Raw genomic sequence first — 16,297 nt, 5'->3', positions numbered from 1 at the left:
CGCCGCCTCCGGTCGAGACGACGCTTCTTTGGGTTGAGAGGATGCTTTCTTGGGGTTGAGAGGATGTTTCCTCGGAGATAACGGTTTCTTTGGAGATGGATGAGGTGAAGGGTTGAGCGATTCGCTGGATGGCGATGTTCGGTTTGAGAATGAGGGGACGCTGGAGCCGCTGCCGGTGGTGCGGGAGCGGACGGTGGTGATGCGGGCGGTTGGGCTGACGAAGATCTATGCGGCGGTTGCTTCGAGTGGTGGGTCTTCACGCACAGGTTCGGCGAGCCAAGGGTCTTCAAGCACAAGTGCGGCGCGGCCGGCGCTGGAGTTGTTTCGAGGGCTGGATCTGAAGGTTCATGCGGGCGAGATGGTTGCAATTGTGGGGGAGAGCGGCGCGGGGAAGAGCTCGCTGCTGCATCTGCTGGCGGCGCTGGATACGCCGACGGCAGGTGAGGTTTGGTGCGGGGAGAGCCGGTTGAGCTCGTTTACGCCGAAGCAGGCGGCGGAGTTTCGCAATCGGGATGTGGGGTATGTGTGGCAGTTTCATTATTTGTTGCCGGAGTTTTCTGCGCTGGAGAATGCTGCCATGCCTCTGCTGGCTCGCGGGATGAGGCGGGCGGAGGCGCTGGAGAAGGCGCAGTTCTGGCTGGCGGAGGTGGGGCTGGGGGATCGGGCGGAGCATCGCTCGGGGGAGTTGAGTGGGGGGGAGCAGCAGAGGGTGAGCCTGGCGCGGGCGCTGGTGACGGAACCGAGGCTGCTGCTGGCCGATGAGCCGACGGGCGATCTGGATGGGAAGACGGCGGAGGCGGTGTTCAGCTTGATTCAGCGGCTGCATGAGGCGCATGGGCTGACGAGCGTGCTGGTGACGCATAATCTGGAGTTTGCGGAGAGGTGCGATCGGGTGCTGAAGCTGCGGGAGGGGCGGCTGGTGGATGGGCGAGCGGGGGACGGTCGAGCGCGAACGGAAGAGAGTGCGCGGGATTGAACGCGACTGTGCTTGGGCTCTCACGGACTGTTTTGGGCGTCCACGGTTTGAAACTTCACGTACGTAAGAGTTGATTCGCAGATTTTGCCGCAGCGATTGATTCGACTTCGTGTTCTTTTTCGGGAAGGACGGTTCGGCTGAGATAGCTTTCGGCCCGGCTTCGGTTCGCGATCTTACGATCCCTCAGCGAGTTGCAATCCTGCTTCTTCCCTGTTTGGCAAATCATCTAATCAAGAGAAGGAAGCACAGTTCCTAGAAGTGCACCTAATTTGGTGCTGGTTTTGCACAGGCTTCGTCTAAAAGAGTGCTAAGTTATGCATAACTTTCGAGGGATTTCGAATATTTTGCGGGGACGACTACACTAGGAAGTAGTGGGATGGATGCTTCGCAGGTTGAAGTAGCCTGATTTGTCTCCGGGAGTGAGCGGCACGGAGATGGTTGTAGGGACCAACGGCGCTATGCGGCCTTCGGGCTAAGTGGTGGCCGGCTTGAAGGGGATATATGTTCGAACGCTATACGGAGAAGGCGCGGCGGGTGATCTTTTTTGCCCGCTATGAGGCCAGTCAGTTTGGGTCGCCTTACATCGAGACGGAGCACCTGCTGCTCGGTTTGTTGCGTGAGGACAAGGCATTGACGAACCGCTTTTTGCGGTCGCACGCGTCGGTGGAGTCGATACGCAAACAGATTGAAGGGCATACGACGATTCGGGAGAAGGTATCGACTTCGGTTGATCTGCCGCTCTCGAACGAGTGCAAGCGGGTGCTGGCGTATGCGGCGGAGGAGGCAGAGCGGCTTTCGCACAAACATATTGGGACCGAGCATCTGCTGCTGGGACTGCTGCGTGAGGAGAAGTGCTTTGCGGCAGAGATTCTGCAGGAGCGTGGGTTGCGGCTGCCGGCGATTCGCGAGGAGCTGCAGCGGACGACGCAGGAGAAGACGCCGTCTTCGAGCGGAAGCAAGGGACAGCGCGGCGAGCAGAGTATGCTGGCGGAGTTTTCTCGGGACCTGACGCAGTCGGCGATGGATCAGCAGCTGGATCCGCTGGTTGGCAGAGACAGCGAAGTGGATCGGGTGATCCAGATTCTGTGCAGGCGCACGAAAAATAATCCGGTGCTGATTGGTGAGCCTGGTGTGGGTAAGACTGCCATTGTTGAAGGGCTGGCGCAGAAGATCGCTGATGGCGAGGTGCCTAGTTTTCTCGCGGACAAGCGGGTGCTGGCGCTGGATCTTTCGCTGATCGTTGCGGGAACGAAGTATCGCGGACAGTTTGAAGAGCGACTGAAGACGATCATGAAGGAGCTGATGGAGAATCAGAACTCGATCGTGTTCATCGACGAGTTGCATACGCTGGTGGGCGCTGGGTCGGCGGAGGGGTCTTTGGATGCTGCCAATATCCTCAAGCCTGCTCTGTCTCGCGGAGAGATTCAGTGCATCGGCGCGACCACTCCTGCGGAGTATAGGAAGTCGATTGAGAAGGATCGGTCTTTGGAGCGGCGTTTCCAGGCAGTGAAGGTGCCTCCGCCGAACGAAGAAGATGCGATCAAGATCATCATGGGGATCAAGGAGAAGTACGAGAAGTTCCATGCGGTGAGCTATACCGACGACGCGATTACGTTCTCGGTGTCGCACTCGAGCCGGTATATTCCTGATCGGTTCCTGCCGGATAAGGCGATCGACTTGATCGATGAGGCTGGTGCGCGCGTGAAGCTGCGGCAGACCTCGATGCCTGAAGAGTTGACCGAGGTACAGAAGCGGATCAAGTTCATCGTGCACCGGATGGAGAACGCGATTGCGAATCATGAGTTCGAGAAGGCTCGGTTCTACTCGGATGAGGAGCGCAAGGAGCGGGAGAATCTGCGGGCGCTGCGGGACAAGTATCACCTGGATGACTCTTCGGCGGGCATTGTGACGCGCGGGGATATTGAGGATGTCGTCAGCCGCTGGACTGGCGTGCCCATCACGTCTCTGAAGGAAGAGGAGACGCAGCGGTTGCTGCGGGTGGAGGAAGAGCTGCACAAGCGCGTGATCTCGCAGGATAAGGCGATCTCTGCGTTGGCGCGGGCGATTCGACGGTCGCGTGCGGGGTTGAAGAATCCTGCTCGGCCGATTGGAAGCTTCCTGTTCCTTGGACCTACTGGCGTGGGTAAGACGGAGATGGCACGAACGCTGGCACAGTTCCTGTTTGGCAGCGAGAAGGCGCTGATTCGCTTCGATATGTCTGAGTTCATGGAGAAGCACTCTGTGAGCAAGCTGATCGGTTCGCCTCCGGGCTACGTGGGTTATGAGGAGGGCGGCCAGCTGACGGAGCGCGTGAAGCGGAATCCGTACTGCGTGGTGCTGCTCGATGAGATCGAGAAGGCGCATCCGGATGTGTTCAACCTGCTGCTGCAGGTGTTTGAAGATGGGCAGCTGACCGATGGACTTGGAAACACAGTCGACTACAAGAACTGCATCGTCATCATGACGTCGAACATTGGAGCGAAGCATCTGCAGAAGCGGCAGGGGCTGGGCTTCCAGAGCGAGAAGGAGGATATGGTTCTCGACAAGATGGAGGAACTGGTGCGGGGCGAGGTGAAGCGGACCTTCAACCCAGAGTTCCTGAACCGTCTGGACGAGATCATCATCTTCACGTCGCTGTCGGATGCGGACCTGATGCAGATTCTCGAGCTGCTGGTGCAGCAGTTGAACGTGAACCTGGTGCACAAGGCGATCACGATCTCTGTGGCCGATGATGCGAAGAAGTGGATCATCGAGAAGACGGCTTCGGATCGCAGCTATGGGGCACGGCCGTTGCGTCGGGCGCTGCAGCGGTTTGTCGAGGATCCTTTGTCGGAGGCGCTGATCGGCGGGGGGATCGTCGAGCGGCCTGCGTTCCTTGAGGTGTACATGGAGAACAACAAGCTGTACTACCGTCCGATCTCTGCCGATGGTGAAGAGAAGATGGCTGGGCTTGAACTGACTACTGTTTAGTGCTGTTAGTACGGATTCGACTTCAAACGCCTCGGCTGACCGCCGGGGCGTTTGATTTTTTGGAGTGTGCCGAAGCTTCAGATACTTGAAGTGGTGTGAGGTGAAGAACAGACAACACAAAGACGAAATACGGAGGTTTCTCCACTGCGCTGTTCATGATGAGGCCGTGAACAGCTTCGGTCGAAATGACGATGTTTTTTTGAGGGTGAGTGAAAGAACAGACAACAACAAATGCAAATACAAAATACAGGGATTCTTCCCCTTCGACTACGCTCAGGGTCAAAATTACGGCTGTTTCGGGGAATGAAGTTAACGCGAACAACCCGGAGGGGCCCGGGATGTTCGCGTTCCAGAGAAGGCAGATTGGTGCAGAAAATCCAGACCTGTTGGGAGGAAGAGAATCAGACCAGCAGAGCTAGATCGTGAGAGCTAGACTAGCGATTGAGCGGTCTTGACGGCACTGTTTACGGCGTCGCCTGCTTTGTCGATGGCGTAATCCACTTGGCCTTTGCTGCGTTTGATGGCCTTCTGGGCCTCGTCGCTGAGACGCTCGGCCTGGGCTTTGAGATAGTTGCCTGCATCTTCGAGATAGTCGCCTGCATCCTCCGCACGTTTGCGGAGTTGCTTGCGCGTCTTGATTCCTGTTTGCGGAGCGTAGAGGAGAGCGATTGCGGCTCCTGCGCTGACGCCGATGCCAAACGCAAACCAGTAGTTCTTTGCACTCATTCGAAGTACCTCGTGCGAGATTTCGCTTTCCTGAAAAGTATGATTCGCCGAAGCGCCAATTGGTTGGCTTTTTATTTGACATGGTGAAGGTTTTGAAGCAGTTAGAGGGAATCTTTCGAGGTAATGGCGACGCGGTTGCCCCGCTTTCCCATGCTGCGCAGCGGAGGGGAGGCGCGGGCTAGAGTGAGGTAGAGGTGAACGATGAAAGACGTGGTGATCGGGCTGGTTTTTCTTGCAATGATCGTGGGGCCGGCGTTTTTTGCCTTGGATGTGTTTGGAGAAAAGAACGAACTTTAGACGACGAGTCCGGCCAGTTCCCTTGCCCGCAGGAAGATGCGTGTGAACATGACTCGGTTGAGGCGGCCGGTGTTGGTGTTGCGCAGGGATGGGTGGTAGCTGGCGAGCAGATGTAGGCCGCTGGGGAGGAGGTACTCTGCCCCGTGGGAGAAGCGGTAGTCCGATTTGCGAGCGATGACGCCGGTTTCGAGGAGGAAGGCCATGTATCCGTCGAAGGCTATCTTTCCGAGACAGACGACGACGCGCACTCGGGGCAGAGCCTGAATCTCCTGGGCGAGGTGGGTGCTGCAGTTGCGAATCTCTTGAGGGAGCGGCTTGTCGCCGGGCGGGGCGCAGCGGACGACGGAGGCGATCCAGGCGTGACGAAGCCTGAGGCCGTCGTCGCGGGTGATGGCGCGGGGTTTGCTGGCGAGGCCAAGCTCGTGGAGGACGGGGTACATGAAGTCGCCGGAGCCGTCGCCGGTGAAGGGGCGGCCGGTGCGGTTGGCTCCGTGGGCGCCTGGGGCGAGGCCGAGGATGAGGATACGGGCGCGCGAGTCGCCGAAGCCGGGAACGGGGCGGGACCAGTAGGTCTGGTCGAGGTAGGCGCGGCGTTTGGTCGCGCCGATGCCGCGGCAGTAGTCACGAAGTCGAGGGCAACGTTCGCAGGTGATGATGGTTTCGCGAATCTGTTGCAGGAGGGGAGACGTACTTTGTGGGTTGGCCGGGGTCACTGCTTCCAATGATAGTTGGTGGGAGACGGGATGGGAGATTGGTGCGTCAAACAACTCGGTAGAATGATGTTCGTATATCACGACGGGAATAGGCGGAAAGTTGGAAGATCCAAGATTGAGCAGGATGTACTGGGCGCTTCTGAAGCAGTGGGCGGTCCGACGGCGTAGAAGTATCTGGCATGCCGCGGTGATGCGCTCCGGCCTGCTGACGGTGCTGGTTCTGGGACTGCTGATTGCGGGTCTGGCGTTTGGCTGGCGGACCCACAGGCTGGGACAGTTTGCGCTGCTGAAGAAGCAGCTGCGGGCCAAGCCGAAGCAGGATATTGTCTTTCGACCGGGTGGGCAGGATGTGATCACGCTGCAGCGCACCCAGCTGGTGGGTGGGAGCGGCCCTGAGTTTCTGTCAACGACGTTGATGCCGGGGCGCGGGATGAATATGCTGCAGATCTCGGCCTATCTTCCAGACAAGGGCGAGGTGAATCTGCTGGCTTCGCCGCCGCTGGAGAGTGCGGCGGAGCAGTTGAGCGGCAGTGGGGCGGACGCTACGGGGACAAAGAGCCTTGCGATGGGCGCGGCGATTGAGGCTCCGTGGGCGGGCCGGATCTATGGGGCGCGGACGCCGGATGGTGGACTGATGTCCATGTGGCGCGGAGTTCATCTGAACCTGCCGACGGGGGTGAAGGATAGCTATGGGCTGGACAGTGCGGTTGCTGCCGGCGGCTTGCTGCTGAAGGAGCCGTCGACTACGACGAGCACCAACATTATGCCGGATGGAGGAGAGGCAAGGGCGACGTTTCGTCCGGGGGACTTCGACGGCCACTGGCTCTCGCAGACTGAGATCAATACGACCGTGGTGTTGAGCGGCAGGGTGATTGAGATGAAGATCGTCGCCCACAATATCGGCGATACCGCGGAGCCGATCGGGATTGGCTGGCATCCTCGGTTTGCGATTTTGAGCGGACATCGCGGGCAGATGATGCTGCGGTTGCCGGAGGGCCTTCGCGCGGAGGTGAAGGATCGCCGCACAGGTGAGTTGAGTGGAAGACTGCTGCCGGTGGCGGGGACCGAGTATGACTTTACCGGGCAGGGGGCGCAGTTGGGTGCGCTGAATCTCGACGACAGCTTTGTGGAACTGAAGCGCGGAATGATGGCCGATGGTCCGGTGGCGGAGTTGCGCGATCCTGAGAGCGGCTACGGGCTGCGAATTACTGCGACCTCGGCTACCATCAAGGCTTTGCGAGTGTATGCCCCGCTGGACGGATCCTATATTTCGATAGAGCCACAGTTCAACTACGACGATCCCTTCGGGCATGAGTGGGCCAGGGGGGAAGATACCGGGATGGTCATGCTGCAGCCGGGCGAGTCCACGCAGTGGAGGGTGAGGCTGGAGATATTTTCCTTAGATTCGGCCCAGCCGGAACGCTTTTAGGGTTGGATTTTCGGGGTCTGGAGTTTTGGGGCGGAGTTTGCGGAGACTTTGCGGAGATCCGGAACGGCGCGAAGGGCGACGCTGGTTTGACCCCCTCGTACCGGGACTCGTACAGTAGATAAGAGGCGTGGTTCGCGCTCGTCAGGATAACGGCGACGGCGCGGCATACACAGGCGCACTTTAGAAGGCATGGATTTGACCCCGACTGAGATGACAGAGACCAATGAGACTGCAGAGCTGCAGCCAGAAGTAACGACGACGCATGACCATGAGCATCATGACCACGCTCATGACCACCACGATCACGAGCACACCCATCAGCATGCACCCGCGCTGAACCCGGAGCTGACCCGGGAGATCGACGTTGAGGTTGGCGCTGATGAAGTATCGAAGAGCTTCAAGAGCGTGGTGAAGAAGTATCAGAAGCTGGCGAGGATTCCTGGCTTCCGTGCCGGGAAGGTGCCGGAGACGCTGGTGCGCTCGAAGTTTGCGAAGGAGATTCGGCAGGAGGTTCTGGAGAGCCTGGTGTCGGAGCGCTTCCGCAAGGCGATTGATGAGCAGCAGCTGCGCCCGGTGTCGGAGCCGCAGCTGCTGGACCTGCAGCTGTTCGACGGACAGCCGTTGAAGTTCAAGGCTGCGTTTGAGGTTGCGCCGGAGATCGACGTTGCCGGCTATGACAACGTTTCGGTGACGAAGCCTGAGGCTGCGCTGACCGATGAGGAGTACAGTGCCGAGTTGGCGCGCGTGCTGGATGGCCATGCAACGGTCGAGCCGGTGGAGGAGGATCGGCCTCTGGTGGACGGCGACTGGGCGGAGATTCAGTTTCGCGGCGAGGTGAAAGACCTGGCGCAGACGGTGACCGCAGATGGCGTGCAGAGCGTCTCGAACACCGAGCCGATTACGGGCGAGAATGTGCTGATCGAGATTGGCGGAAAGAATACACTGGCTGCCTTCAACGAAGCGTTGCGTGGAGCGAAGCCTGCGCAGGAGCTGAAGTTCGAAGTGGAATATCCGGCGGACTTCGGCGAGCGGCGGCTTGCGGGCCAGACGGTGAGCTATGACGTGACCGTGAAGGGGATCAAATACAAGAGCTTCCCGGAGCGCGATGCGGAGTTCGCCAAGCAGCTGGGTAACTACGAGAGCTGGGAGGAGTTCGAGAACAAGCTGCGCGAGCATGCTTCGGATCGCAAGAAGAGCGCGCTCGAGAGCGCCGCCAAGGACAAGATGCTCGGCGAGTTCATTGAGAAGTTCCAGTTCCCTGTTCCCGAGGCGTTTGTACAGCAGCAGATCGAGGCGCGGCTGGATCGCGGGCTGCGGGCTCTGGCGCAACAGGGCATGAAGGTGGAGGATATGCGCAAGCTGGACTTTCAGCAGCTGCGTGCCTCGCAGCGCGACCTGGCGGTGAACGAGGTGAAGGTTTCGATGATCCTCGATCGCATCGCCGAGGTGGAGGGCGTCACGTTGAGCGAAGAGGATCTGGAGCGCGAGTTGCTGCTGCTCTCGATTCAGTCGCGTGAGCCGCTGGAGACGCTTCGTGACAGGCTGTCGAACGATGGCGGGCTGGACCGGATTCGCGAGCAGATGCGGCGCGAGAAGACTGGAAGCGTGCTCTACGAGAAGCTGGCTTCGTAGATATAAAAAACAAAACAGAGGATTCTGTTTAAAGATCTTTTAGAAAGAGAGCGTTATGGGACTAGTACCGATGGTGATCGAGCAGACGAGCCGGGGCGAACGCGCCTACGACATTTACAGCCGTCTGCTGCGGGACAACATCATTTTTCTGGGCACGCCGATCGATGACAACATCGCCAATGTGATCATTGCGCAGATGCTGTTTCTGAGCGGCGAGGATCCGGAGAAGGACATTCAGCTTTACATCAACTCGCCGGGCGGATCGATCACGGCCGGTCTGGCGATCTACGACACGATGCAGTACATCAAGAACGATGTCGTGACGTTCTGCATCGGGCAGGCTGCCAGCATGGGGGCGTTTCTGCTGATGGCGGGCAAGAAGGGCAAGCGGTTTGCTCTGCCGAACTCGCGGATTCTGATCCACCAGCCGTCGATGGGCGGGTTGAGCGGACAGGCTACCGATATCGACATCCATGCGCGGGAGATTCTGCGGATTCGCGAGATCACGAACAAGCTGATGAGCGCCAGCACGGGCCAGACGCTGGAGCGGATCGAGCGGGATGTGGAGCGCGACTTCATCATGACAGCCGCGCAGTCGAAGGAGTACGGGATCATCGACGACATCATCGATCGGCCCCGCACCTAGTTACCGCAGTGCTATTGGGAGAGCCCGGGCCACTGGTTCGGGCTCTTTCGCATATGACCATTTTGGGGTACTGCGGTGCCTTTCGGACCATGCTTTGTAAGTTGAATCGGGTGTAAACTTACAGTAAGACTTTGTTGCGCGCAGGACTCAGGAGTAGTCGCATCTATGAAAACTTCACGGGGCTCAGACGAATCTCTTCGTTGTTCTTTCTGCCATAAATCGCAGGACGCCGTTGCCAAGCTGATCTCGTCGCCTTCGGACTATCCGCGGGCGTATATCTGCGATGAGTGCGTGGCGGTTTGCAACTCGATTCTGGAAGACGACCGCACCGAGACCCAGCCGGGCGCTGCGCCGGCGCATCTGCCTAAGCCGCAGGAGGTAAAGGCCTTTCTGGATGAGTATGTGATCGGGCAGGACCAGACGAAGAAGAAGCTCGCGGTGGCGGTTTATAACCACTACAAGCGGATTCAGATGAACAAGACACGCGGCAACGATGTGGAGTTGGCGAAGTCGAACATTCTGCTGGTGGGACCGACCGGGTCGGGTAAGACGCTGCTGGCACAGACGATGGCGAAGATGCTCGACGTGCCGTTTGCGATTGTCGATGCCACGACGCTGACCGAGGCCGGGTATGTGGGCGAGGACGTTGAGAACATCATCCTGAAGCTGCTGCAGGCTGCAGATGGCGACGTACAGCGGGCACAGAGCGGGATCATCTACATCGACGAGATCGACAAGATTGGCCGGAAGGATGAGAACCCCTCGATTACGCGTGATGTTTCGGGTGAGGGGGTCCAGCAGGCGCTGTTGAAGCTGCTGGAAGGAACGGTCGCCAATGTGCCGCCACAGGGTGGACGGAAGCATCCGCACCAGGAGTTTACTGCTGTTGATACGACGAACATCCTCTTCATCTGCGGCGGGGCCTTTGTCGGGCTGGAGAAGGTGATCGGGCGACGGATTGGCAAGAAGGCGCTTGGGTTCAAGGCGATTGCCGATCCGGATGCAAAGGACGGCGATGTGACGCCGATCCGGGCACAGCGAGATGCGGAGTTGCTGCGTCAGGCGGAGCCTCAGGATCTGCTGAAGTATGGGTTGATTCCGGAGTTTGTTGGGCGGCTGCCCGTGCTGGGAATCCTCGACGAGCTGGATGAGGTGGCCCTGGTTGAGATTCTGACCAAGCCGCGCAATGCGATCTTGAAGCAGTATACGAAGCTGTTTGACTTCGAAGGCGTGAAGGTGATCTTTACGGACGAGGCTGCGCGAGAGATCGCTCGCGAGGCGCTGCAACGGAAGGTCGGGGCGCGTGGTCTGCGGATGATTCTCGAAGAGCTGATGCTGGATCTGATGTACTACGTTCCAGGAAACAAGAAGGTCAAGGAACTTTCGATCACGGCGGAGATGGTGAAGAAGCACAGCCTGACGCTGCCGATGCTGCTGGAAAAAGCAGGCTAGGCTAGATCATCGGTCTGGCGCATAGATTGCCTGACAGGAGAGATTAGCTTTGATGTTCAGTGGGTCGCAACGATATCGCTTGTCGTTGCGATTGCTGCTTTAACAGCCGAGTATATTTTTCAATTCCCTTCCAGTTGTATTTGTGGAATACCTTTATGAGGCGTGAGGAATTACAATCACCTGAAGCCGCAACGCCGTTGCATCATTTCCGGCGTTTTAACGTCTAATTGGAGAGAGATGACAAATCAACCAAAAAAAGCGCTAAGCGGCGATGTTCGCAAGCTTCCGATGATGCCCATTCGTGACATGGTCATCTTTCCTCATATGATGACGCCCTTCGTTGTTGGACGTGAGTCCAGTGTTCGGGCTTTGGAAGAGGCTCTGTCGGGTGACCGTAAGATTTTTCTCGCGACCCAGCACGATGCTTCCGTGGACGAGCCGAACGCTGATGATATCTATGAGACGGGCACGATTGGCAATATCGTCCAAAGCGTGAAGATGCCGGACGGAAACATTAAAGTGCTGGTTGAAGGTGTGGAGCGGGCCCACGCTACCGAGATCAACGACGTCGATGGTTTCTTTGTCGCGACGGTACGTACGGGCCAGACGCAGCTGGAGATGACGCCGCAGGTGGAGCAGCTGATGCAGCGGGTTCACTCGCTCTTTGAGCAGTATGTGAAGCTGCAGCAGTCGTTGAATTACGAGACGATGGCGGCGAGTGTGCGTGCGGATGAGCCTGCCAAGCTGGCGGACACGATTGCAGCAAACCTGCAGCTCTCGATTGAAGAGAAGCAGCAACTGCTTGAGGTCTTCGATCCGGAGAACAGGCTGACCAAGGTTGCGGACGTGCTGGATGTGGCGATCGAGAAACTGAATATGGATCGCACCATTCAGTCCCGCGTGAAGCGGCAGATGGAGAAGGCTCAGAAGGAGTACTACCTCAACGAGAAGATCAAGGCTATCCAGAAGGAGCTTGGTCGCGGAGAGAAGTCCGAGTTCGATGAGCTGAAGAAGAAGATTGAAGCGGCTGGAATGCCGAAGGATGTTCTTGAGAAGTCGTTGCAGGAGCTGAAGAAGCTTGAGGCGATGCCGCCGATGTCGGCCGAGTCGACGGTGTCGCGGAACTACCTGGACTGGCTGCTGGCGGTGCCGTGGAAGAAGCGGTCGAAGGAGATTCGCTCGATCGAGCATGCGGAACAGATTCTGAACGAAGATCACTATGGGTTGGAGAAGATCAAGGAGCGAATTCTGGAGTTCCTTGCGGTTCGGCAGCTGGTGAAGAATCCGAAGGGATCTATTCTCTGCTTTGTTGGGCCTCCGGGTGTGGGTAAGACTTCGCTGGGAATGTCGATTGCCAAGGCTACGGGTCGCAAGTTCGTGAGGATGTCGCTGGGCGGCGTTCGGGACGAGGCGGAGATTCGTGGTCATCGGCGGACGTACATTGGCGCGCTGCCGGGACAGATCATTCAGTCGATGAAGAAGGCTGGGACGAAGAACCCGGTGTTCATGCTCGATGAGATCGACAAGATGGCTTCGGACTTCCGCGGCGACCCAGCTAGTGCTTTGCTTGAGGTGCTGGATCCGGAGCAGAATACTTCGTTCCAGGACCACTACCTGGATGTTGAGTACGATCTGTCGCAGGTATTGTTTGTCGCTACGGCGAATGTCCTGCATACGATTCCGGGGCCGCTGCAGGACCGTATGGAGATTCTGCGGCTGCATGGGTATACCGAGATCGAGAAGCTGGAGATTGCCAAGCAGTACCTGGTGAAGAAGCAGAGGGAAGGCACCGGGCTGACGGAAGAGCAGATCGTCTTCGAGGACGATGCGCTGAGGCAGATCATTCGCGGTTATACGCGCGAGGCCGGTGTCAGGAACCTGGAGCGCGAGATTGGGAATGTGTGCCGCAAGGTTGCGCGCCGCGTGGTGAAGAACGGCGCCGAGCACAGGGAGACGATCACCGGACAGAACATTGGGGATATTCTCGGCGTGGCGAAGTTCCGCGACTCGCAGGTGCACGAGAAGAGTGAGGTTGGCCTGGTCACGGGCCTCGCTTGGACCGAGATGGGCGGTACAATTCTGCAGACCGAGGTGCAGGTGCTCGACGGCAAGGGCAAGATGACGGCGACCGGGCAGCTTGGCGATGTGATGCAGGAGTCCGCCCAGGCGGCACTGACTTATATTCGTTCGCGCTCGCATCATCTTGGGTTGGCCAAGGACTTTTATAAGAACGTCGATATCCATGTCCACGTGCCGGAGGGAGCGATTCCGAAGGATGGTCCGTCGGCAGGCATTACGCTGGCTACCGGGCTTGCGAGTGCGCTAACCAAGATCAAGGTGCGGCGCGATATTGCGATGACTGGTGAGATTACGCTGCGGGGTAAGGTGCTTCCGATTGGCGGGCTGAAGGAGAAGTTGCTGGCGGCGCATCGTGCGGGGATATTCGAGGCGATTCTGCCGGAAGAGAACCGCAAGGATATGGCGGATCTGCCGGAGTTGCTGAAGACGAGCATGAAGCTGCACTTTGTCGAGGAGATGGATCAGGTGCTGAAGCTGGCGCTTGAGGGCAATCTGCCTGAGCTACAGGAAGAGACACCTGAGGCGCTGGCGAGCGTAATACCTGCGGCGGGGATCGAGATTCCTCAGCCGGTGGCGCATCAGTAGATCAGCTCTCGTAACGCAAAAGGCCGAACCTGTTCTCAGGTTCGGCCTTTTCCTTGTAAGGGTTCGCAGACGCTCAGACAGCGCGCCTGCCACTGACGAAGTTCATGATGATTGAGATCAAGGCAAAGATCAGCAGTAGATGAATTAGGAAGCTGCTGACATGAAGAACGAAAAAGCCACCCAGCCAAAGCAATACTAGTACGACGGCAAGAATGAGGAACATCGTTGACCTGCTTTCTCAGAACAGAGTTGCGCCAATGCGCGAATGTCTACAGGCCATAAGAGCTAAAATGCTCCCTATCCGTTGCTTCGGTTCAAAGATATTGGCCAAGCACAGGTAATGGAAGGCATTGGGATCAGGGTCGAAAGAAGTGCGGCCGCTTCCCTCAGGTAAAAAACAAGTGACATCTGCGTGACAAATTTGCGGGGCGATCGGTGTAAGTTCGATCTGATCCTGCAGGTGAACCACGTAGCGGGGTGTAGGTGTTTGCTGGTTTTGGAGGTTTGCGATGGGTGGTTCTGTTCTGAAGATCGCGGACGCTGGTTTCGGGTTGCTTCTTTGTGTGGGTTTGATGTCTTGTGGGGGAAGATCTACACCTGCACCCGCTCCTTTACCTACACCTGCGGCAGACTTTTCTTTGTCAGCTGCGCCGACGGCAATTACGCTTGTTCCGGGTGGACCGGGCCAACAGCTGAGCGTGAATGCGACCGCAGCCAATGGCTTTACGGGGGTGGTGACGATCATCCTCTCCGGGCTACCTGGAGGCGTATCCACACAGCCATCCACCTTTACGCTGACTCCGGGGATCGCGCAGAGCATAACTGTTACGGCATCGTCGGGGGCTGTTGCTGGAAGCGCCACGTTGACCGTTACTGGAACTTCGGGATCGCTGACTCATAGCTCTACCGTTGCGGCCAACGTCTCTGCGCCACCTCCAGACTTCGCTCTGACGCTGACGCCGGCTTCCTTGACGGTTGTTGGCGGCTCGACTGGCTTGCCGGTGAGTGTGGCCGCTGCTGCGGTCAACTCGCTTACGGGCACGGTTGCGGTTGCGATCACGGATCTTCCTTCTGGGGTGACGGCAAATCCGGCGACTCTGAGCCTGACACCGGGAGCGGCGCAAAGCGTGGTGATTACGGCAGCGCCAACTGCAGCTGCGGCCACGGCGACCGTTACCTTCACGGGAACATCCGGCAGCCTTACCCATTCGTCAACGCTTGCTTTGACTGTGCAGACCATTGCGATGACCAATGCACCGGACGTGACGACGTTTCACTATGATGTTGCACGAGATGGACTGAATGCGCAGGAGACGATCCTGACGCAGAGTAATGTGAACTCGACACAGTTCGGCAAGATCGGCTTCGATGCTGTCGACGGCAAAGTAGACGCGCAGCCTCTTTTTCTTGCCAATGTGTTTGTCGGAGGGCAGCTTCATAATGTGCTGTATGTGGCGACCGAACACAACAGTGTCTACGCGTTCGATGCAGATAACGGAACGCAGATTTGGAAGACGTCGATCCTTGGAAGCGGAGAGACGACGAGCGACGATCGCGGCTGTTCACAGATTACGCCGGAGATCGGCATCACCTCCACCCCGGTGATCGATCGCAGGCAGGGTACGAATGGGAGCCTGTTTACCATTGGAATGAGTAAAGATGCGAACGGGGGATACCATCAGCGACTGCATGCCCTTGACCTCACAACGGGCCTGGATACCGGCAGCCCGACCGACATCGCCGCGACCTATCCTGGCAATGGAGACAATAGCCAGAATGGCAATGTGGTGTTCGACCCTGTGCAATATGCGGAACGCGCGGCCCTGCTGCTTCTAAACGGCAACATCTACACGGGGTGGACGTCTCACTGCGACTCCGGACCTTATACGGGGTGGGTGATTGGCTACAGCGAGTCGACGCTGGCACAGACGCAGGTGTTGAACCTTACGCCGAACGGCAACGAGGGCTCGATCTGGATGAGCGGCGATGGTTTGGCGGCCGATAGCAGTGGGTTCCTCTATCTGCTGCAGGCGAATGGAACCTTCGATACGACGCTGAACTCGAATGGATTTCCTGCGTCGGGAGACTACGGCAATGCCATGGTGAAGCTTTCGACCACTGGAAGGCTGGCGGTGGCAGATTATTTTGAGACCTATAACGGGACCACGGAGTCGAGTGAAGATTTGGATCTTGGTTCAGGTGGTGAGATGCTTCTGCCCGACCAGACGGATGCCAGCGGACACGTGCATCATTTGATTGTGGGTGCAGGCAAGGATAAGAATATCTATCTCGCGGACAGAGACAATCTTGGCAAGTTCAATCCGGCGAGCGCACCGATGGACAGTAACATCTACCAGGAGATTCCTGGAGCTATGACCGGCATGGTCTATTCGACTCCTGCGTACTTCAACGGGACGCTGTACTACTCCTCCGACGGGGACACACTTAAGGCGTTTCCTTTGACGAATGCGGTGCTGGCCACGAGTCCATCGAGCCAGACGACGGTAAAGTTTTCGCATCCCGGCCCGACGCCGTCAATCTCCGCGAACAGGACTCAAAACGGTATTGTGTGGGCGCTCGAGTCGGGTTTGTCCGCGGCAGGCGTGCTGCATGCGTATGACCCGTCGAACCTGACACGTGAGTTTTATAACAGCAACCAGGCACCCAAAGGGCGGGACAGCTTCGGAAACGGCAACAAATTTATTACGCCGCTGATCGTCAACGGCAAGGTCTATGTTGGGACGCAGAGTGGTGTCGCGGTCTTTGGACTGCTCCCGGCACAGTGATGATTT

12 protein-coding genes are annotated in these 16,297 nt (G+C 57.9%); 9 read left to right on the top strand and 3 right to left on the bottom strand.

Annotated elements, in window-relative coordinates; translation table 11 throughout:
• The first annotated feature begins 112 nt into the window (after positions 1-112).
• The 3 genes from HDF09_RS00925 to HDF09_RS00915 all read left to right on the top strand — a co-directional run bounded on the left by HDF09_RS00925 (position 113) and on the right by HDF09_RS00915 (position 4,365).
• Complete coding sequence (locus HDF09_RS00925; RefSeq protein ID WP_260180845.1) at positions 113-976, top strand: ABC transporter ATP-binding protein; 864 nt, start codon at positions 113-115, stop codon at positions 974-976.
• 501 nt (positions 977-1,477) lie between these two features.
• Complete coding sequence (locus tag HDF09_RS00920; RefSeq protein WP_183760374.1) at positions 1,478-3,946, top strand: ATP-dependent Clp protease ATP-binding subunit; 2,469 nt, start codon at positions 1,478-1,480, stop codon at positions 3,944-3,946.
• A 209-nt stretch (positions 3,947-4,155) separates the two neighbouring features.
• Positions 4,156-4,365 (top strand): hypothetical protein, encoded by a 210-nt coding sequence (locus tag HDF09_RS00915; RefSeq protein WP_183760372.1) that lies wholly within the window; start codon positions 4,156-4,158, stop codon positions 4,363-4,365.
• A gap of 10 nt (positions 4,366-4,375) precedes the next feature.
• Here HDF09_RS00915 and HDF09_RS00910 read toward each other — a convergent pair whose 3' ends face one another.
• Entirely contained in the window at positions 4,376-4,672 is a 297-nt protein-coding gene (locus HDF09_RS00910; RefSeq protein WP_183760370.1) for a YtxH domain-containing protein, read from the bottom strand.
• A 293-nt stretch (positions 4,673-4,965) separates the two neighbouring features.
• Positions 4,966-5,682, bottom strand: a complete 717-nt coding sequence (locus HDF09_RS00905; protein ID WP_183760368.1) for a uracil-DNA glycosylase — start codon at positions 5,680-5,682, stop codon at positions 4,966-4,968.
• A 100-nt stretch (positions 5,683-5,782) separates the two neighbouring features.
• Here HDF09_RS00905 and HDF09_RS00900 point away from each other — a divergent pair, with 100 nt between their 5' ends.
• From HDF09_RS00900 to lon, 5 genes are all read left to right on the top strand, one after another.
• A complete protein-coding gene (locus tag HDF09_RS00900) occupies positions 5,783-7,111 on the top strand; it encodes an aldose epimerase family protein (RefSeq protein WP_183760366.1) in 1,329 nt (442 codons plus the stop codon).
• A gap of 210 nt (positions 7,112-7,321) precedes the next feature.
• Complete coding sequence (gene tig, locus HDF09_RS00895; RefSeq protein ID WP_183760365.1) at positions 7,322-8,743, top strand: trigger factor; 1,422 nt, start codon at positions 7,322-7,324, stop codon at positions 8,741-8,743.
• A 55-nt stretch (positions 8,744-8,798) separates the two neighbouring features.
• Complete coding sequence (gene clpP, locus HDF09_RS00890; RefSeq protein WP_026336315.1) at positions 8,799-9,389, top strand: ATP-dependent Clp endopeptidase proteolytic subunit ClpP; 591 nt, start codon at positions 8,799-8,801, stop codon at positions 9,387-9,389.
• Between the two features lie 165 nt (positions 9,390-9,554).
• The gene (clpX, locus tag HDF09_RS00885; protein ID WP_183760363.1) at positions 9,555-10,841 is read left to right on the top strand and encodes an ATP-dependent Clp protease ATP-binding subunit ClpX; all 1,287 of its coding nucleotides are present in this window, start codon (positions 9,555-9,557) and stop codon (positions 10,839-10,841) included.
• A 237-nt stretch (positions 10,842-11,078) separates the two neighbouring features.
• Positions 11,079-13,505 carry an endopeptidase La gene (lon, locus tag HDF09_RS00880; RefSeq protein ID WP_183760361.1) on the top strand — a complete coding sequence of 809 codons (2,427 nt, stop codon included), beginning with the start codon at positions 11,079-11,081 and terminating at the stop codon, positions 13,503-13,505.
• A gap of 73 nt (positions 13,506-13,578) precedes the next feature.
• Here lon and HDF09_RS00875 read toward each other — a convergent pair whose 3' ends face one another.
• The gene (locus HDF09_RS00875) at positions 13,579-13,728 is read right to left on the bottom strand and encodes a lmo0937 family membrane protein (protein WP_158941405.1); all 150 of its coding nucleotides are present in this window, start codon (positions 13,726-13,728) and stop codon (positions 13,579-13,581) included.
• 415 nt (positions 13,729-14,143) lie between these two features.
• On the opposite strand from HDF09_RS00875, the gene HDF09_RS00870 reads away from it, so the two are divergent.
• Entirely contained in the window at positions 14,144-16,291 is a 2,148-nt protein-coding gene (locus HDF09_RS00870; protein WP_260180844.1) for a hypothetical protein, read from the top strand.
• Positions 16,292-16,297 lie beyond the last annotated feature (6 nt).

This window comes from Edaphobacter lichenicola (assembly GCF_014201315.1).
GTDB lineage: Bacteria > Acidobacteriota > Terriglobia > Terriglobales > Acidobacteriaceae > Edaphobacter > Edaphobacter lichenicola_B.
This window is presented reverse-complemented; position numbering and strand designations above follow the sequence as displayed.

Coding starts and splice junctions, on each gene's coding strand:
- HDF09_RS00920 (WP_183760374.1), top strand. CDS start 1,478: ATGTTCGAACGCTATACGGAGAAGGCGCGGCGGGTGATCTTTTTTGCC.
- HDF09_RS00910 (WP_183760370.1), bottom strand. CDS start 4,672: ATGAGTGCAAAGAACTACTGGTTTGCGTTTGGCATCGGCGTCAGCGCA.
- tig (WP_183760365.1), top strand. CDS start 7,322: ATGACAGAGACCAATGAGACTGCAGAGCTGCAGCCAGAAGTAACGACG.
- clpP (WP_026336315.1), top strand. CDS start 8,799: ATGGGACTAGTACCGATGGTGATCGAGCAGACGAGCCGGGGCGAACGC.
- clpX (WP_183760363.1), top strand. CDS start 9,555: ATGAAAACTTCACGGGGCTCAGACGAATCTCTTCGTTGTTCTTTCTGC.
- lon (WP_183760361.1), top strand. CDS start 11,079: ATGACAAATCAACCAAAAAAAGCGCTAAGCGGCGATGTTCGCAAGCTT.
- HDF09_RS00875 (WP_158941405.1), bottom strand. CDS start 13,728: ATGTTCCTCATTCTTGCCGTCGTACTAGTATTGCTTTGGCTGGGTGGC.